The organism is Vibrio sp. 10N.261.51.C6 (genome assembly GCF_041471785.1).
Lineage (GTDB): Bacteria > Pseudomonadota > Gammaproteobacteria > Enterobacterales > Vibrionaceae > Vibrio > Vibrio crassostreae_C.
Map to the genome: position 1 here is coordinate 1 of NZ_JBFRPB010000047.1, position 19,525 is coordinate 19,525.

Consider the following 19,525-nt stretch of genomic DNA (forward strand, 5'->3'; position numbering starts at 1 on the left):
TGCTCGGCGCACCAACAAAAAAGGCCTCGCAATGCGAGGCCTTTGGTTTTTTATCTATCAGAAGAGATTAGTCGCGAAGTGCTGCGCCGAATTTCTCTGAGATTGAAGCTACGATAGCATCTACTGAACCAGCGATGTCTGCATCTTCAAGTGTGCGCTCTACAGACTGTAGGCTAAGTGCGATTGCTAGGCTCTTCTTACCTTCTTCAACGCCTTGACCAACGTATACGTCGAACAGTTTAGCGCCTGTTAGGAATTCGCCACCAGCAGCGATACACGCTTCTACGATGTCGCCAGAAGCTACGGCTTCGTCAACAACTACTGCGATATCACGACGGTTTGCAGGGAACTTAGATACGGCTACTGCTTCTGGAAGCACGCGAGTGTTGATAGCTGCCCATTCGATTTCGAATACGATAGTGCGGCCGTTAAGACCAAACTTACGCTCTAGTTCTGGGTGAACAGTACCAATGATACCCACTTCTTTACCGTCTACTACGATAGCCGCAGTTTGACCTGGGTGAAGTGCTGGGTGCTTCGCTGCTTTGAAGCTGTATGCGATTTCGTTTGCTGAAAGCTCAAGAACGGCTTCTAGGTCACCTTTAAGATCGAAGAAATCTACAGTGTTCGTTGCCATGTCCCAGTGCTCTTCGCCACGAGTACCAGAGATAACGCCCGCAAGCATCATTTCTTGGCGCATGCCGTTTTCAGCCGTTGCTTCAGGGATGAAACGTAGGCCTGATTCGAATAGACGAACGCGAGACTGTTGACGCTTCTGGTTGTGAACAACTGTGTTTAGTAGACCTTGAATTAGGCCAAGACGCATTGCTGACATGTCCGCAGAGATTGGGAATGGCAGGATTAGCGGCTCAACACCAGGTACAACAAGCTTTTGCTGCTCTGGTTCTACGAAGCTGTATGTGATTGCTTCGTGGTAGCCACGGTCTACAAGAAGGTCACGAACGCGCTTAAGCGGTTGGTTAGCTTCTTTGTGGTCATTCATTTTAAGTGCCGCTTTAGGCGCTTGGTTTGGAATGTTATCGTAACCGTAGATACGACCTACTTCTTCAATTAGGTCTTGCTCGATTGCGATATCAAAACGCCAAGATGGAGACGTTGCCGTCCAACCAGCGTCAGTCGTTTCAACGTTACAACCTAGGCGAGTAAGAATTTCCACTACGTCTGTAGATGGGATTTCGTGACCTAGTAGGCTGTCTAGCTTAGCGCGACGTAGAGCAACTACGTTTGCTTTAGGAAGATCAGCTTCAGATTCGCTGCCGTTTACTGGCGCAACTTCACCACCGCAGATTTCAACTAGAAGCTGTGTTGCACGCTCCATTGCTGCTGCTTGTAGTGTTGAATCAACACCACGTTCGAAACGTAGAGAAGAATCAGTGTGAAGGCCGTAAGCACGCGCGCGACCACGGATGTGATCCGGTGCGAAGAATGCTGCTTCAAGAAGTACGTCTGTTGTTTCAGTAGTAACACCTGAATCTTGACCGCCAAAGATACCAGCGATTGCTAGTGCTTTGTTGTGGTCAGCGATAACAAGCGTGTTGCTGTTTAGTTCAGCTTCGTTGCCATCTAGAAGTGTTAGCTTTTCGCCCTGCTCTGCTAGACGAACCACGATACCGCCTTCGATCTTAGCGAGATCAAATGCGTGCATAGGTTGGCCTTGCTCTAGCATCACGTAGTTTGTGATGTCTACCACTGGGTCGATTGAACGGATACCACAACGACGCAGTTTTTCTTGCATCCAGATTGGAGATTCCGCTTTCACGTTTACGTTCTTAACCACACGGCCAAGGTAACGTGGACAAGCATCAGTTGCTTTGATTTCAACAGATACTGTGTCTTCAATGCTTGTTGCAACAGCGTCAACTGTTGGCTCTGTAACGTCTGCGCGGTTTAGTACGCCAACTTCACGAGCAAGGCCACGGATGCTGAAGCAGTCTGCGCGGTTTGCTGTTAGGTCTACGTCGATAGTTACGTCGTTAAGCTCAAGAAGCTCACGTACGTCCATGCCTAGCGTTGTGCCTTCTGGTAGCTCAAGGATGCCGTCAGACTCTACGTCGATACCTAGCTCAGAGAAAGAACAAAGCATGCCGTGCGATGGAACGCCACGTAGTTTTGCTTTCTTGATTTTGAAGTTACCAGGCAGTACTGCGCCAACTGTTGCTACTGCTACAATTAGGCCAAGACGACAGTTAGATGCACCACATACGATGTCTAAAAGCTCTTCTTCGCCGATATCAATTTTTGTAACTTGTAGTTTGTCTGCGTCTGGGTGCTGACCGCACTCAACCACTTTACCTACTTTAACGCCGGTGAATTCACCAGCAACAGGTTCTACATCGTCAACTTCCAAACCAGCCATAGTGATTTGGTGAGCTAGCTCTTCGCTGTTAATTGCAGGTTTAACCCACTCGCGTAGCCAAGATTCACTGAATTTCATAGTTTCGACTGCCCCGGATTACTTGAATTGTTTAAGGAAACGAAGGTCGTTCTCGAAGAACGCACGAAGGTCATTTACGCCGTAACGAAGCATCGTTAGACGCTCTACACCCATACCGAATGCAAAACCAGAGTATTTCTCAGGGTCGATGCCAACAGAGCGAAGTACGTTAGGGTGAACCATGCCACAGCCTAGAACTTCTAGCCATTTGCCATCTTTACGTTTCACGTCAACTTCAGCTGAAGGCTCTGTGAACGGGAAGAATGAAGGACGGAAACGCACTTCAACTTCTTCTTCAAAGAAGTTACAAAGGAAATCGTTAAGAATGCCTTTAAGTTGTGCGAAGTTTACGTTCTCATCAACTAACATACCTTCCACTTGGTGGAACATTGGCGTGTGAGTTTGATCGTAGTCGTTACGGTAAACACGACCCGGAGCAATGAAGCGGAATGGCGGTTTGCCGTTTTCCATCGTACGGATTTGAACACCAGAAGTGTGCGTACGTAGCATGAGATCAGGGTTGAAGAAGAAAGTATCGTGATCAGTACGAGCTGGGTGATCGTCTGCGATGTTTAGTGCATCAAAGTTGTGGAATGCATCTTCGATCTCAGGGCCAGACTCAGTGCTAAAGCCAAGCTCACCAAAGAACTGTTCGATACGCTCAACAGTGCGAGTAACTGGGTGAAGACCACCGTTCTCAATGCGACGACCTGGTAGGCTCACATCGATAGTTTCTTCAGCTAGTTTCGCTTCAAGCTCTGCACGTTGTAGTGCGTCTTTGCGAGCTGCGATCGCTTGTTGAACAGCACCTTTCGCTTTGTTGATCTCTTGACCAGCAGTGCGACGCTCTTCAGGTGGAAGTTTACCTAGGCTTTGTAGTTGAAGAGTTAGTTCACCCTTCTTACCTAAATACTGAACTCGCACTTCATCAAGTGCGACTAACGAATCTGCTGTATCAATAGCAGTCGTTGCATTAGCAATGATCTCTTCTAGATGTTGCATCATTTCCTCATCTACCAGTTGGTAGTGTCCGTATCGGATGATTAGTTTTTTTAGATAGCTACACATAGTAATCAAACACGCAACCAATGCCAAATTGAATCGCTAAAAGAACAAGTTATTGCCTAAAAACACGGCAAATTTAACAGGATATTAATGAGGAGTAGGAAGAAGTGGAACAATTACAGGTTCTACTTCTTAATTTGGAAATGACCTGAAGGCTAGATCTGAATAGAACAAACGCTGTTCTTCCCTGCGTTTTTTGCTAAATAGACGGACTCATCCGCCGCTTTAATCAATTCGTTCATGGTTTCGAATTCTTGGGTCATTTCAGCGACACCGACACTAATACTGCCAATCCAAACTTGATGACTGGTTTCAACCTCTAATTCAGACACTTTCTGTCGAGCGGTTTCCGCGATGTACATCCCACCTTTAAGGTCGGTGTTTGGGCAAATAACCAAGAACTCATCGCCACCTAACCGGCAAACAATATCATCATTACGGAACGTGTTTTTCAGTTCACGCGAGAGGGTTTGTAGCACCAAGTCGCCTGCATCATGGCCGCTGGTGTCATTAATGCGCTTGAAGTGGTCGGCATCAATCATAATACACACTAAAGGCATACCCAGTTCTTTGGAGTCTTGCCAATGCAGCGCTAACTGTTTAAAAGCACTACGACGGTTATGCAAATTAGTAAGAGAGTCGGTTAATGACAGTTCTTCAAGTCTCTTATTCGCTCGTTTTAATTCTGCCGTACGTTCCTCAACTTTATCTTCGAGTAACTGGTTGAAGCGTAACAACTGTTTGTTTCGTTCAGAGACTTGTTCAAACAGGCCGTTAAGCGCAGCCAACAGCGGGACAGTCGCAGAATCTTGCTGCTTTTCTTCCGCTTCAAAGGCTTGCAGAGGTGTCGCGCCCTCTTCTATCGCGGTCATTTGTCGCGCCATGTTTTGGTCGATGCCGAGGATGTGGTAAGCAAGCCAGTGGATCAATAAATCAAGTAACTGCCGTGCTGACGACTGATCTTCTTCCATGATGAAAGCTTGCATACTGTAGATATCTTGCATAAATACACGATGCACTTTGATATGCTCTTCAATGTGTCGCTCATACACACCGCAATCTCTCATCAAAGATTCTTCTTCTTTAAAGTGAAATTCGGCATAGCATGTGAGATCGAGTAAAGCGACGTTTATGTCGTCGATAGAGATAGTGTTCTCTGACAACAGATTTCCGTAGTGGTTGATAATACCAACAAGATATTGATGCTGTTCATCTACAACACCAATGCCTGTTTCAAAGTTTTTATCCCAATTAAATGAATTCATAAATCCCTTAAGGCCGATACCACCAGCACGATTTACATGCATATTCGGAGGTTATAGATACTGAAAAAATATAACCATTTTACATGTAGGTTTATTCGATTGTTTGATCCACTTTATAAAAAGACGACTTTGAACATTCTAAATATGGCTCATCTTAAATTTGAGACGTCCCCCCCCAACAGGAACGCCCCACGAAGCTAACATTAGAAATAATATTCCAACGCCATCTCAACAAAGTCATCCTTGCGTGCGAAGAACAACAAGTCCTCTGGGGTTTCGTTCTCAAACAACCAAGCATTCAGTCGCCACTTGAGATTGTTGTTAATACGGCTCGATGCCTCTAGCTTGGCACTGTAGACATCACTGTTATCTAAGTCTTGAGTGATACCAGTAAGCACTTCGGTGCCGTCTTCATCGTTCAAAGCGAAACGTGCCCCAAGGAACACATCACTTTGGCCGATGGTTTGGGCATTGTTGCCTCGGCTGTCATACAGGTATTCAGCGATGAAGCCGATGTCCCAGTACGATTCAAGCGCCCCTACCCAAGTGTATTCAAAGCCTGTCGCCACGCCGGTATGGTTGTCGTAGCTGTCGCGATAAATGCTTTCCAGCTTCCATAACCAGTCACCGATAATGCCTTGAACATCCAATCCGAAGTGTTGCATTTGGGCGTAGTATGGCTTGAGTTGATTGCCTTCCACACGGTAATAAGGGTCGCGGTTTGTGCCGCCTAAGTAGCTTAAACCGACATCCCAATCACCGTACATTTGGCTGTAACGCAATGCCACATCAACGTGTTTTTCTTCTCGTGAAGATTCGTAAAGCGCATCGTCCGATACTGGCACGGTTGGCCTTAATCGACCGTCTTCGCCTGCGAATGTACGCTCACGAAAATACGGCAGTAACATGGCGTCTATGGTGCCCCACTCTTTTATCGAGGTGAAGTGCACCATAGGCTGACCTAACTTGGATTCGCCATCGACCGATTCAATGGCATCGGTCTGGTTTACCACATCCACTAAATGCGCCGATTCGGTTACGCCCCAAAATACCTTTCCAACACCCGCTCGCAGTTCGTAATCATCCCAATAGGTTAAATACAAGGCTTCGCGAATATCACCATGAGTTCGTTCATCGTCTTCACTGTCTAGGCGATAAAACGGGGTGAAGGTAATGCTGCCGTTGCCCTCTTGTTGCTCCCAGTAAAACTCTGGCTGCAACACCAGTGAGCTTTGTCCTTTGTCTTGCCCTTGTAAGCCGTCGCTAAAGAACTGCCTATGTTCAAGGTTAACCTGCCCTGCGATATCAGGACTAAAGCCTGCCGCCACACAAGGCAACGACACCTGCATAAGCCCGACGGTCGCCGCCAAGGTTAAGGATAATTGGGTTCCTGTTGCCACAATCCTTTTCATATTCCTGCCTTATTTCGCACGTTTTAGTGTGTTCTTTTGGAAATCCTTGTCTTTAAGACCGGTCTGGAACACTAAATCTGTCGTGGTTAATACGGTGCTTTTGCCTGTTTGATGGTTTTGCATCGCCATGGTGTGTGCGCGCCAGTATTGGTTTAGGTACTGTTTGTAATCTTGGAACGATAGAGTTTTAAGCAGTGCGCCTTTGCGGTCGTAAAACTCGACTTTCATTGGGCGGTAGTGCTGTTGGTCTAGCCATACCTTTTGCATGGTGTAGCCTGAGTTTTTATCGGTCGGTACTTGCTCTAAAACAAAGGTGTCTACGCCTTCCAGTTTCGCGTCTTCAATGTAGTTGAAGGTGTACTTTTCAAGTTCAAACGAGCTTAAGTCCTCATACGCAAATTCACTGCCCATAAACGGGCCAGATTTGTTGCGTGAAGAGATGCGTTTTACACGCTTGAGTGCAGGAAGATACAACCACTGGTCATCGGATTTGGTGATGTGCGAATGGTTTAGGAAAGCCGTGCCTTTTACGTCGCGTGGTTCATCAAAAATGGTTAAGCCTTTGTCGCCATCGTCATCGACTTCCAAAGATTTCAATCGCATCAGACGTGTACTGCTTTCGCCCTGCTTGTTGCGAAGTAGCATTTCCATGGTTGCGACAGAATCGCCCCACCCGACATCGACCGCTTTACGTTGCTCGGCAATTTCTAAGCCTTTCGCAGGGTCTGCTAACGCTGGGAAAGCGGCGAATGTGCTCAGTGCCAACGAGCTAACAGTAAGTAATGTAGTAGCGAATGTTTGTTTAACGCTTTTCATAAATATCTCCTTGAGTCAGCCCACCGCAGCAGGTCGACGTTTCCTTATTTGGTCGAAGTAGTCAGTTCGGCTGTCGATCTGGGCTGCGACTTGGTATCTGGCTTTGATTCGTGCTGAGTTTTAGCTGAATAGTGGGTCTGTTTGTCGAAGATCATCAGTAAGCTTGGTAGCAAGATGAAATCGACCACCAGCGCAATGAAAATCACAATCGCGCTGAGTAAGCCCATGTCGGAGTTGAGTCTGAAGCTCGACATCGCCAGTACAGAGAAACCGGCCACTAGCACAACAGTGGTGATCCACAAAGCGCGACCTACGGTGTGGAAAGCGTATCGAACCGCTTCTTCTGCTGATTTCCCTTCGATTCTTGCGCGCTGGTATTTACTCAAGAAGTGCACCGCATCATCAACCACGATACCCAACGTGAGCGTGACCACGACTGACAAACCGAGGTTGATTTCACCTGAGATAAGCGCCCATAAACCAAAGCCAATGATCGCAGGCGCAATGTTGGGCACTAGGCTGATCATGCCTAAGCGAACCGAGCGCAATGCAAAGATCATCAAGCCAGAGATAAGCACTAGGGTGATAGGCAAAGTTGATATCATGCTCGCCATGTTGGTTTCGCCAATGTGGGCAAACATCAGTGATGGGCTCGAAGCCACCACTTCATATTGCGGTGCATTGGCTGCAAACCATGAGTAAATGCGCTCTTCGAGTTCGACTAGCTCAACGCTGCCAAGGTTATCGACGGTGAGTACCATTTTGATCGATGATTTATCGACGTTGATCTGGTTGTTCAAGTCCAAGCCGTACGGCAGAGACATTTCGTAAAGCAGCAGATATTGCGCGGCAAGTTCACGGTTCAGCGGTAGCTTGTAGTAGCTGTCGTCGTCGGCATGCATATTCTTGTTCAAACGCATATAAACATCAGAAAGCGTTGCCACATGGTCAGTTTCTGGTTGAACGCGTAGCCACTTAGTAAAGTCACCAATTGCTTGCAAGAACACAGGATCAGCAATCGCTTGAGACTCGTTAGTTTTCACTGCGATACTGAGGGTTGTCATGCCGCTTACGGTCTCTTCCATGAAGTCAGCCGCTTGTCTGAATTCACTTGAGGTATCGAAATACTTCACCGATTCATCGTTGACTTTGTTGAGCGGAATTAACGCGGCAGCGCCAACAATCACTAGCGTAGAAATCGGCAGCAGTGCTTTACGGTTAGTTACGACAAAATCGCCCAGCTTATCCATGAAGGTGACTTTGTCTGCCGCCTTAGGGTTGGCAGGTAGACGTTTGACTGGCAGCAGTTTTAGCAACGCTGGCAACATAGTCACAGACAAGAAGCACGCAATAAGTACACCCAGTGCCGACAAGTTACCGAAATCACGCAGCACTGGTGAGTCCGACATGTTCATCATCAGGAAACCAATCGCAGTGGTCACCGAGGTGATCAGAATCGGCATCGCATTGAGCTTGATGCTGTATTGAATGGCTTGTGCTTTCTCCATACCGCGCTGCATCGCTTGTCTCATGGTCACAATCACGTGAACACAATCAGCCACCGCCAAAGTTAAAACCAAGGTTGGCACATTCACGGTTGCGGTACTCAAGAACATCCCTGCCCAACCAGACAATCCCATGGTGGCAACAATCGAAGAGATGATCACAATGAGCGTCGCCACCACACTAAAGAACGAGCGCAGCATAAAGGTCAGGAACACCAGTACCACCAACAGCATTAAGGGAACGAGCGTTGAGCTGTCTTCTTGAGCCGAAGTCATAAACGCGTTGTTCATGGCTATGATGCCCGCTTTATGGAATTCGACATTAGGATACTGAGCTTGGTACTTGCCGATCATGGTATTGATTGCTGCAATCACCTCTTGCACTTCTGCGGTTTTGTCCACTTCTGGCAGTTGCACGGTGACGTTCACAATCGTCACATCGCCAGAGGCCGACACCAAGGCATTCTTGAGCAACGGCTCGTTAAGGGCGATCTGTTTTACTTTGGCGATGCGTTCTGGTGTGTGTTCGTACTCTTCATACAGCAAGTCTTCTACCAAAAGATCATCTTCAATGGCTTCGGTGTGCTGATAATTAGCAAGGGAATCGACACGGCTTGAATACGGGATCTGCCACGCATCAACCGTGAGATTTTGAATCAGGGTGAGAGTTTCAGGGGTGAAGACATTGCCATCTTCAGGTGCGACAACAATCGCAAGGTTGTCGGTTTTTGCAAAGGTGGTTTGGATTTCATCGAACGCCATCAACTGCTTGTTGGTGCCTTCGAAGAAGATGTTGTAGTCCCCTCTAAAGTAGAGGTTCTTAGCCCCTAATGCAGAGAGAATGATGATTGAAAACACCACCAGCAGAACGATAAACGAACGCTTGGTAGGTATTGAGTGCCAACTGTTTAGATCTGTGTTTGCGCTATCGGCATTAGGGTTATCTCGGTTTTGCTGATCGAACGTGGGCTTCTGGCTGTCATGTTTCATCACAGTCTCCATTTGTGACGATTCGTCATATTTGTGTCATAAAAAGCCAGCCGAAGCTGACAAAAGACACAATGCTTAGTCAAACACTCAAGAAAACAGCAACCACAGTCGGTCAGTCTCAAGTTTGTGACGAATCGTCAAAAATGGTTATTAATAAACCCACATGTGTGGGCTTAACGGAAGCTATCGACCTACAGACTCTAAGTAAGCGATCTCTTCACTGAACAGTTCTTGTTCTACACGACGCCAAGTTTTGCGGTAATCCCAGTCACTAGAAAGGGGCTGCCAATTTAGGCCGTCTAGAATCATGTTCGCGTTGTGTAATACTGAATACGGGTCTTGTAACCGCTTAATACAATGACTGTTTGATGCGTTCTGTGACAAGGCATTTGAACCAAATGCGATTGACCAGTTAGCAAAAACGATGGCATCTGAGCCAACGCCAGAAGAGAACTTTAGGTCACCCGCTTCTACCGCTTGGTTAACCATAGAGTCGCATTGATCAATCACCAACTCTTCCAGTTCATTCATCTCGGCGACGCGTGCACTAGACGCTTTCTCTAGTACCCACGGGCTTTTAGCCATGATCGCACAGGTTGATAGTACCGGTTCCATGCGAGCATAGATTCGGTAAGCAACGTGCAATGCGACGATCTTTTCACGTGTGTTGCCTTCAAACTCTCCAGAGCGAGCAAACATCATTGCTTCTGTCTTGAGAGAGTGAATACATAACGCTAAAACGACGTCTTCTTTGCTGCAAAAGTGATTGTATATCGTACCTTTAGAATAAGAGCTCGCTGCCGTTAGCTTGTCCATCGTGAGGTTTCCGAACCCTTGTTCTCGAACCAGATCTTTTGCTAACAACATCAACTCTACTTCTCGGTCTGCAATAGACTGCTGCTTTTTAGACAACACGCCTTTGCAACCAAAGATACCTTGTTTATCGCCTTTACAACCAAAGCCAAACATAATTTTTTAGTCCGTATATGAGCTTAGCCGTTATCTAAGCTTCGCCAGTATTTAAAACACTCCTATCCAATATATTAACACGAATAGTAAATTCATGTAGTTAACCATTTTGTGACGCTTCGTCATTTCTGACTTATCGTCATAATAGCGCAAATATTGATCATATTAAGGGGTTTTATAAATTAAATACATTTTGTGAATGGAAAGAGAATAAATGGGATATAGCTAAGAAAATCATCAATAGTTGACCTAAAGAGAAGACTTTAAAAGAAGACCTGTATTGTGACCAACAGAATGTGGACGCGAATTGGGCATTCTTAACCTAACAAAGAATGTCGGCACTTTAAGCTGCTATGCGTATTCATGCCCAATGATTCCTAGCTTAAACCACAAGAATGAATGACTGTAGGCTTACTTTATGGGGCAGACGTCTCCTTATGGTCAATATTTGGCTTACTAATGCCGTTTTCTGTTAAGTTGCTATAAATTCGGTAAGGGGTGACTTACAATAGTGACAACGACTTACCTTTTTTGAGAACACGATATTGAGCGCCAAATATTCTTATTTAGCTTGGCAAGTGAATACTTCTAGCCCTGCAGAAAAGCTGGTTTTATTGATGCTTGCAGACGGTGCTGACGAATTCGGCTACACCAATGTGTGCCTACAAACAGCAGGTCAACTTTGTGCTCTCTCTACGTTTGGTTTAGCCGACTGTCTTAAGTGTTTAGTCGACCAAGGTTTTCTCGATAAGGTAAAAGTAGATTATCGGGATAAAAAAGAGATTCACGTTTTCAAAATGCTCATTGAGCAAGAGCAAACTGCGGCGCACGTTGAGGTTCAACCGACCAATAGTATTCCGGTCTACTCTACGGCACCTGCACCTGCACCTGCACCTGCACCTGCACCTAAGTTTCAGCCTGCTCCGGCACCAATGCAACATATGCAGCAGGCCCCTCGCCCACAAGGTCGAGGCTCAATGAACAGCAACACCGTCTCTACTCATGATCTCAACGAAGAAGAGATACCATCATGGGCAGAACGTGCGTTTAAATTCTCCGGTTTGACCGGTGACCATAGTTTAGTATGGAAGAAATTTGTCCTCTGGTATAAAGCCAAAGCCAATGAATTAATGCCATTATCTCGGATTGAATCCAAGCTGCAGTACTGGCTAGTTAACGAGAAGCAAAATGAAAGACAACAACAGCAGAAGACCTCTCAATATTCAGGAAATGCAGGACAAGCTCAAGGAAATGGGTATAGACAAAAGCTTAGCCCATCTGAACGCTTCAGGCAGCAGCTCATTCAAAAAGGCAAAAAGCCAACCTTCTGAGCCAGCTCAACCTGTTGTACCTGACGCTACAGGTCCATTAGTACCTGAAGTGATTGAAGCGCAAAGTACCGAAGTGAAAGTAGCGGCTGCACAAGCTGCGGATTCTGGTGCGTCTCAACAAGTACCTGTTGTTGATCAAGATCCTGCAGAGCTGGAACTAACCGATTGGTGTATTCACGTGTTCGGCTCTTTCTTGAGCGTGTACGAAACGCAGTGGGAATATCAGTACGGTAGTGAGCCAAGCGGTAAGTTCATTGAGTTTGCCAACTCAGTCGATTCAGACGGCCTTAACCGCGTGCTAATGCACTGTCATGAACGTATTCAACTTGGCAACAGTTGGCCGCCGCAAATGGGTGAGCTTTGGATCCTGAAAGATTCTTTGACTGAAGAAGAGTTGTTGGATAGCCGTATTCGAGTGTTGTCACGCTCTGCAGATAATAAGATTGAGCAATGGTTAATCCAGAATAAACTGTACGATTTAAAGCGCACGGCTGAAAACAAACTCGATGGCCTGTTCAAGAAGTATTACTTGGAAGCGAAACGTTTAGATGAGAAAGGCATGCTTGAAACTGAGTTACCAGAATTCCTTCTTGCCGCTAACTCTGTAAAGAACCTGAACGATTTAAAACGTGAAGAGTACGAAAGTAAACACGGTAAATCGATTAACCCAAGAATTCAGCGTATTCTGAACAGTAAAAAATAACCATCCGCTTGCTATCTGTTATAAGAAAACAGAGTTGCAATTACCCGGTTAACAGATACAAAAATGCCAGCTATCAAGCTGGCATTTTTTATGAATTCTAACGAACTCTTTAACGACTATCCGACCGTTATTTACGATCGTTTTACTGATTGATCACAGTAGGTGAATAGTTGCGTTTAGAGAGAAAACGCCAGAGTCGTCATCTTTCATTTTGAAGTTTTGGTAGCTAGCGCCTACAGATAGTGGACCAAAGATAAAGTATTCAGCGCCTACAGCGTACATTACGTCTACATCGTCTTGCTTGAAGTTATCGCCTTTCACTTCGTATGAGTGAAGACCACCCTTCGCGTATACGTGAAGAGGACCGAAGTCGATGCTTGGTTTGATCGCTAGGTAAGCAGTGCTTACGTCAACACCTTGTTTAGCACGGTTGCCGTAGCTAACGTTGTCGAAAGAACCTAGATCCCAGTAACCCGCTTCAACACCGATTAGTGGAAGGATACCTGTACCTACGTGGATGCCCACCGCGTTTTCATCTTCACCAGCGAATGAGTTTTGACCACCCATTACACCGCCGTACAACCAAGAATCAGCCATTGCTGTTGAAGATGCACCTAGTAGTGCTAGTGCCAATAACGTTTTTTTCATATTCGACCTTTTCGTCCTAGTGGCAGGCCTTGAGTGGTAATAAATTGCCACCAAGTCGCCCTGTATGTAATAACTATTCAATTAGTAATGCAATAAGCAAGATTTATACCCAAACCTTGCCATTGCGTCTAGCTTTATTCCTTTAGCAAGCATCAATCGCGTTTTTAACACGCTTATCTGATACTGGGTAAGGCGTACCGAGCTGCTGTGCGAAGAAGCTTACACGAAGCTCTTCTATCATCCAACGCACCTCTTTTACATTTTCTGGAACCGCGATCCCTTTTGGAATTTTATTCAGCAGTTCTTTGTAATCATTCATTACTGACTCAACTTTGATCATGTGAAGACGATCTTTGTTCGGGTCAATTGGCAGTTTTTCCATTCGACGCTCAATAGCTTTCATATAGCGTAGAATATCCGGCAAGCGTTTCCACCCGCATTCTGTGGCAAACCCCTTAAAAATCAAGCCTTCTACCTGAGCTTTAATGTCAGAAAGTGCGAATGCCATAGAAAGATCCACGCGTCCTTTCAGCTTTTTACTGATGCTGAATGCCGTGGTTAGGATGGTTTCAACCTGTTGAGCAATCTCTACTACGGTATCACCCAGCTCTGCACGTACGTGTTCTTTCAGAGCTTCAAACTGCTCTGGTTCCCAAACCAAACCGCCCTTCTCTTCAATCAGCTTATCAATACCACAAGCGATACAGTCATCGATAAGATCGAGTACCTGTCCGTATGGGTTGAAGTACAAGCCAAGTTTCGATTTGTTCGGCAGGTTCGAGTGCAAATATTTGATCGGTGATGGCACGTTCAACAAGATTAAACGACGCTGACCCGATTTCATTGCCGAGATTTGCTCTTGCTCGGTTTCGAACAGTTTGATCTCTACGCTGTCTTTAGAATCCACCAGCGCTGGGAAGGCTTTAACATCGTAGCCGCCGCGTTTCTGCTGATACACTTTTGGTAACTCACCAAAGCTCCAGGTATGCAGGTTCTGTTGTTCAATATCGTCGTCAGCAACCTTAGAAAGCGTTTCTTGAACCTTGTCTTTCAGACTTTCTTTTAGCTCATGCAGGTCTTTCTGTTCTTTCAGCTTACGCTTGCGATGATCTACAGCGCGGAATGTTACCTTTAAGTGCTCTGGAATCTGGTCTAACTTCCAGTCATCACGTACCACTTCCACACCCGTCATGCGGCGTAGCTCTTTCTCAAGAGAATCCAGTAACGGTGCTTCAAGCGGTGTCACACGTGCCAAGAATGCATCTGCGTAGTTTGGCGCAGGTACAAAGTTACGGCGTAGCGTTTTAGGTAACGACTTAATCAAGCTAATTACTAGCTCTTGACGTAGACCCGGGATCTGCCAATCAAAACCGTTCTGGTCGATCTGGTTCAAGATAGGCAGCGGAATGTGTACCGTTACACCATCGTTATCGTCGCCCGGCTCAAATTGGTAACTCAGCTTGAGCTTGATACCGTTTTGGTGCCAGAAGTTCGGGTAATCCAGATCGGTAACGTGGCTAGCATCACCGCGGAACAGCATCGATTTTTCAAAGTTAAGCAGCTCAGGGGTTTTCTGACTGGTCTTCTTCCACCATGTATCAAAGTGACGGCCAGAAACCGCCTCTTCACCAACACGCTGGTCATAGAAATCGAACAGTTCATCATCGTCGATCAAGATGTCACGACGACGCGATTTATGCTCTAGCTCTTCGACTTCTTGTAGAAGCTTACGGTTCTGCTTGAAGAAAGCGTGTTTGGTTTCCCACTCACCTTCTACTAATGCACTACGTACAAACAACTCACGGCTGACGGTGGCATCAATCGCGCCGTAGTTCACAAGGCGCTTAGGTACGATTGGGATTCCGTAAAGCATCACTTTTTCGTGTGCCATTACCGCTGCTTGTTTCTTCGACCAATGTGGTTCGCTGTAACTGCGTTTAATCAGGTGTTTCGCTAGCGGTTCAATCCATTCAGGTTGAATCTTCGCGATAACACGGCCCCAAAGTTTTGAGGTTTCTACCAGCTCCGCAGACATGATCCACTTAGGCTGTTTCTTAAATAGGCCAGACGCAGGGAAGATGTGGAAGCGTGCATTACGTGCACCTTGATACTCATTCTTCTCTTGGTCTTTCATACCAATGTGCGAAAGCAGACCTGATAGCAGTGACATGTGAATGCCATCGTAGCTGCCCGGTTCTGTATTCAACTTAGTATCTAGCTCACGCATTGCTTGGTGAATTTGGAAGTACACATCTTGCCATTCACGGATACGTAAATAGTTGAGGTAATCTTGCTTACACTGTTTGCGGAACTGGTTACTCGACAATGCTTTTTGCTGCTGCTTGATGTAATCCCATAAGTTCACAAACGTGATGAAGTCAGACTCTTTATCGAAGAAACGCTTGTGCTTGTCATCAGACGATTGTTGCTTATCTGATGGACGCTCACGCGGATCTTGAATCGACAACGCAGACGCGATCACCATCACTTCGTGTAGGCATCGGTTACGTGGCGCTTCAATTACCATACGCGCTAAACGTGGATCGATAGGCAGTTTTGCCAGCTTACGACCAATCGCGGTTAGCTTCTTCTTGTCGTCGCCGTGGTTCTTGTTTTTGTTCGCTGACGGTTCAACGGTGGCGATCGCACCAAGCTCTTCAAGCAGCCTTACACCGTCTTGAATGTTGCGCTTATCGGGCGCTTCAACAAATGGGAACGCTTGAATATCGCCTAGGCCTAGCGCTGTCATCTGAAGGATAACCGATGCTAGGTTAGTACGAAGAATCTCTGGGTCAGTAAACTCTGGGCGTGACTCGAAATCTTCCTCAGAGTACAAACGAATACAGATACCTTCTGCAACACGACCACAACGACCTTTACGCTGGTTTGCACTCGCTTGAGACACTGGCTCAATCGGTAGACGTTGTACTTTAGTACGATAGCTGTAGCGGCTAATACGCGCCGTACCCGGGTCGATAACATACTTGATGCCCGGAACGGTTAACGAGGTTTCTGCCACGTTGGTTGCCAGAACGATGCGTCGACCAGTATGAGACTGGAAGATACGGTTCTGCTCACCCGCCGATAGACGCGCGTAAAGCGGGACAATTTCGGTATCACGAAGGTTGCGTTTACTTAATGCATCTGCGGTATCACGAATTTCTCGCTCACCGTTCATGAAGATCAAGATATCGCCAAGGCCTTCATCACACAGCTCATCAACGGCTTCAAAGATGCCTTCGATTTGGTCTCGGTCTGAATCACTTTCATCACCACCTAATGGGCGGTAACGCGTATCAACTGGGTAAGTACGACCAGACACTTCAATGATCGGTGCATTGTTAAAGTGCTTAGAGAAACGCTCTGGATCGATGGTTGCCGACGTGATGATCACTTTCAGATCAGGACGCTTTGGCAGTAACTCTTTCAGGTAACCCATGATGAAATCGATGTTCAGGCTACGTTCGTGCGCTTCATCGATAATGATGGTGTCGTACTGATTTAAGAAACGGTCGTGTTGAATCTCCGCCAGTAGAATACCGTCGGTCATCAGTTTGATTTGGGTGTTGTCAGAAATCTGGTCGTTGAATCGAACCTTATAACCAACGAACTCACCCAGCTGTGTTTCCATCTCTTCAGCAATACGGTTCGCAACCGAACGCGCCGCAAGACGACGGGGCTGAGTGTGACCAATTAAGCCAAAGCGGCCGCGGCCAAGCTCAGAACAGATTTTTGGTAGCTGAGTGGTTTTACCCGAACCCGTTTCACCCGCCACGATAACCACTTGGTTTTCAGCGATGGCTTTCGCGATGTCTTCGCGCTTTTGGCTAACCGGGAGAATTTCTGGGTATTCAATCGTTGGTTTCTGTGCCGCACGCTGAGTTGCCGTCATCATCGACTTAGCAATGTCTAACGCAATCTCATCAAAGACAGCGTGCTTAGCTTGTTCGTTCTTAATTTTGCTCGCACCAGCAATTCGCTTACTCAAACGGAAGCGATCGCGTATCATACATTCGTTGAGCGCTTTACGAAGAGAGGCTGGGCTATTCTGAGATGATTTGTTGTTTGTCGCTGATTGATCAGCTTTTTTGGTATTTGATTGTTCAGCAGACTTTTTCGATGCCGCTTGGTTTGGCTTGGCTTTGCTCTGTGAAGAACTTGGCTGTGCTGCATTCTTGTTGTTATCTGCTTTTTCCGGAGACGAAGTCAAAGCGTGTCCTATTCTTGTACTTATTAAACTCGCGCGATTATATCACAAGTCTCAAACAAAAAAGCCTGACAGCAAAGGGAAAACCTTTAGCTATCAGGCTGATTAATCTCGCTAACACTCGCAGGAGCTATGAAAGCGCGGTCAAATGTAATTCGTACTTAGTCAAATCTGGTTTAAAGCTAACGTTAAAAACTGCGCTTAAAACTCATATTGGAAGTAAACCGTGTTGTAGTTACTACCGCCTTTGATACGACCATACTGAGAGGATTTTTCAAAGATTGCAGAACGGTGATGCAATGAATAACCGAACCATAAGTTGTTCAAGTCATTCTTGCCAATCAAGTCGCCAACGTTGACATCGAATGAGAAGTCTAAGTAGTTCAACAGATGACTGGCTGTGTAGCCTTTACGCTCCATCTCAGAGCCTTCGATGTAGGTAATCGAATCGATGTAAGACATACCTTCTGCCACACCAAAACGCCACTGAGTTGGCCAATCAAAGGTGTAATACGCTTTGATTGCGATAATGTATTCGGTGCTGCTTGATTGAACGTCTGAGCTCCAGTGGTGGGCAATACCTGGGGTCAAATAGATATCCAATGGCAAGCCGAAGATCTCATCAGTTAATGGGTGTCCATAGAAGAACGAGGTCAACTGGTTGTTGAATTCGTCTTTTTCTCTATTGAACTTCATGATGTCGCCAATATTGGATGGCGTTCCCCAGCCGTGTGCGACACGTAAGTACGGCGCATTGCTCAGTTTAGGTTTTGGCGCTTTCTCTTTGTCGTTAAAGAAACCAAAGCCAAGGTACAATTCCCCCTGATAACGGTCTTCAACAATCGAAGAATCGTAAGCGTTATCGTCCAATCGAGTCACACTGGTTGAACCCAATAAGTACAAGTTAGAAACCACATGGTAACGCGTTTCAACACCAACATTTAAGTCAACACCAGCACCAATGGTTTCATTAGATGCGGAGTAATACTCACTGTTGAAATCAGCACTTTTATAACGCAGCGTCGCGCTCGGGTAAAACTCCCAATCTCCAGTTTCATACTTGGCTTTAGCTCGTAAGTTACCGTGGAAGTTGTATTCACTGTCGCTCATTAACTCCGTCTCGACAGACCAAGAATCATCAAGTTGGTAGGTCAGTTGAGCACCAAAGTCCGCCGTATCGCCTTCAATCGCGTTCTGCTCAGATGCAGGAATATCAATAAAGCGCATGCGAGAGATAGCATTGAAAGACCACTTCTCATCGTCAGTTTGATAGAGGTATGCCCCCATCTCAGTACCGTCAATAAACACATAATCGTTCTTGAAAAACAGCATCGGTACGAATGAGCTAACCGATTGGTCGCCACCAGACGTGTCATAAGGGATGCTTGCTGTACGGAACATTGCAGCGATGCCCCACTCTTGCTCTTCAGCGGCCCACGCATTAGCACTTACGAAAATGCCACTTAGGAAAGCGCTACCTAGTAAAACCAATCCAGATGAAGGAAGAGTCGGTAAATATTTGAGCTTCATTCTTGTGTAATTACTCTTTGAAAAAATATTGTGTTACTGATTAGACATTTATTAACCATGACGGCTAACTATTTTTAGGTTTGCTCGGCATTGACCGTTACAATGTAGAATATTCTCGGTTAAATGAAAGTATTGTGAAAGTCTCCGAATTACAAAACATTATAGATCACTTACCCAAAGATTCCGATCCAGATATTGTTATGGGTGAGGCGTGGTTGCCTGAGCGTTTGGTGGATACCAACCTAGACGGTGACATGCTATTTCTTGAATTCGATAATGCCCCTGAAGACAATCAAGGGGATGAAGAAGGCCGTGGCTTTGTTGAGCACGAGATTGCTATGATTCGAGAAAAGCTCGAACTGTTATTAGACGAGCCTTCCGATACCAAGACCAAAGCCGATGCCCTATTGGCAATATTTCTAATGGGCCATGAACTTTCTAGCTCAGAAGTTATCGAAGTTCTTGAATCAACAGAATCTGAAACGACAGAGCCTGAGATTGCAGAGTTTAAAACAACAGAATCTGACTCAGTAGAACTTGAAGCATCAACGCTTGAAACCACAAAGCCAGACACAAATAAGATCGAAACAAAAGAACACCACGACGACTAGCCACCAACGATTTTAGGT

General features: G+C 46.0%; 13 protein-coding genes. 3 read left to right on the plus strand and 10 right to left on the minus strand.

Translation table 11 applies throughout. The annotated features are described in order from the left end of the window. Window positions 1-67: 67 nt before the first annotated feature. The 7 genes from pheT to AB4375_RS12490 all read right to left on the minus strand — a co-directional run bounded on the left by pheT (window position 68) and on the right by AB4375_RS12490 (window position 10,477). Entirely contained in the window at window positions 68-2,455 is a 2,388-nt protein-coding gene (pheT, locus tag AB4375_RS12460) for a phenylalanine--tRNA ligase subunit beta (protein ID WP_372051699.1), read from the minus strand. Between the two features lie 18 nt (window positions 2,456-2,473). Continuing rightward, a complete protein-coding gene (gene pheS / locus AB4375_RS12465) occupies window positions 2,474-3,457 on the minus strand; it encodes a phenylalanine--tRNA ligase subunit alpha (RefSeq protein WP_004734764.1) in 984 nt (327 codons plus the stop codon). A gap of 218 nt (window positions 3,458-3,675) precedes the next feature. Next, the gene (locus tag AB4375_RS12470; protein WP_029235308.1) at window positions 3,676-4,785 is read right to left on the minus strand and encodes a GGDEF domain-containing protein; all 1,110 of its coding nucleotides are present in this window, start codon (window positions 4,783-4,785) and stop codon (window positions 3,676-3,678) included. Between the two features lie 203 nt (window positions 4,786-4,988). Then, window positions 4,989-6,197 (minus strand): hypothetical protein, encoded by a 1,209-nt coding sequence (locus AB4375_RS12475; RefSeq protein ID WP_017068794.1) that lies wholly within the window; start codon window positions 6,195-6,197, stop codon window positions 4,989-4,991. Window positions 6,198-6,206: 9 nt separating this feature from the next. Further along, window positions 6,207-7,013, minus strand: a complete 807-nt coding sequence (locus AB4375_RS12480) for an outer membrane lipoprotein-sorting protein (RefSeq protein ID WP_017060448.1) — start codon at window positions 7,011-7,013, stop codon at window positions 6,207-6,209. Window positions 7,014-7,057: 44 nt separating this feature from the next. Further along, window positions 7,058-9,520 carry an RND family transporter gene (locus AB4375_RS12485; protein ID WP_372051700.1) on the minus strand — a complete coding sequence of 821 codons (2,463 nt, stop codon included), beginning with the start codon at window positions 9,518-9,520 and terminating at the stop codon, window positions 7,058-7,060. Between the two features lie 171 nt (window positions 9,521-9,691). Continuing rightward, a complete protein-coding gene (locus tag AB4375_RS12490; RefSeq protein ID WP_372051701.1) occupies window positions 9,692-10,477 on the minus strand; it encodes a TetR/AcrR family transcriptional regulator in 786 nt (261 codons plus the stop codon). 545 nt (window positions 10,478-11,022) lie between these two features. Between AB4375_RS12490 and AB4375_RS12495 the strand changes: the two genes are divergently transcribed. Together AB4375_RS12495 and AB4375_RS12500 are read left to right on the plus strand one after the other, a co-directional pair. Continuing rightward, window positions 11,023-11,808: a hypothetical protein gene (locus AB4375_RS12495; RefSeq protein ID WP_136982501.1), complete on the plus strand. Its 786-nt coding sequence runs from the start codon at window positions 11,023-11,025 to the stop codon at window positions 11,806-11,808. Next, window positions 11,729-12,511: a hypothetical protein gene (locus AB4375_RS12500; RefSeq protein WP_102428592.1), complete on the plus strand. Its 783-nt coding sequence runs from the start codon at window positions 11,729-11,731 to the stop codon at window positions 12,509-12,511. The genes AB4375_RS12495 and AB4375_RS12500 overlap by 80 nt, the downstream gene beginning before the upstream one ends. 153 nt (window positions 12,512-12,664) lie before the next feature. Here the strand turns inward: AB4375_RS12500 and AB4375_RS12505 are convergent, their stop codons facing one another. The 3 genes from AB4375_RS12505 to AB4375_RS12515 all read right to left on the minus strand — a co-directional run bounded on the left by AB4375_RS12505 (window position 12,665) and on the right by AB4375_RS12515 (window position 18,896). After that, window positions 12,665-13,159 (minus strand): outer membrane beta-barrel protein, encoded by a 495-nt coding sequence (locus AB4375_RS12505; protein ID WP_017060444.1) that lies wholly within the window; start codon window positions 13,157-13,159, stop codon window positions 12,665-12,667. Window positions 13,160-13,301: 142 nt separating this feature from the next. After that, window positions 13,302-17,369 carry an ATP-dependent RNA helicase HrpA gene (gene hrpA / locus AB4375_RS12510; protein ID WP_372051702.1) on the minus strand — a complete coding sequence of 1,356 codons (4,068 nt, stop codon included), beginning with the start codon at window positions 17,367-17,369 and terminating at the stop codon, window positions 13,302-13,304. Window positions 17,370-17,567: 198 nt separating this feature from the next. Next, window positions 17,568-18,896 carry a MipA/OmpV family protein gene (locus AB4375_RS12515; RefSeq protein WP_372051704.1) on the minus strand — a complete coding sequence of 443 codons (1,329 nt, stop codon included), beginning with the start codon at window positions 18,894-18,896 and terminating at the stop codon, window positions 17,568-17,570. 80 nt (window positions 18,897-18,976) lie between these two features. On the opposite strand from AB4375_RS12515, the gene AB4375_RS12520 reads away from it, so the two are divergent. After that, complete coding sequence (locus AB4375_RS12520) at window positions 18,977-19,507, plus strand: hypothetical protein (RefSeq protein ID WP_136974816.1); 531 nt, start codon at window positions 18,977-18,979, stop codon at window positions 19,505-19,507. The last annotated feature ends 18 nt before the right edge of the window (window positions 19,508-19,525 follow it).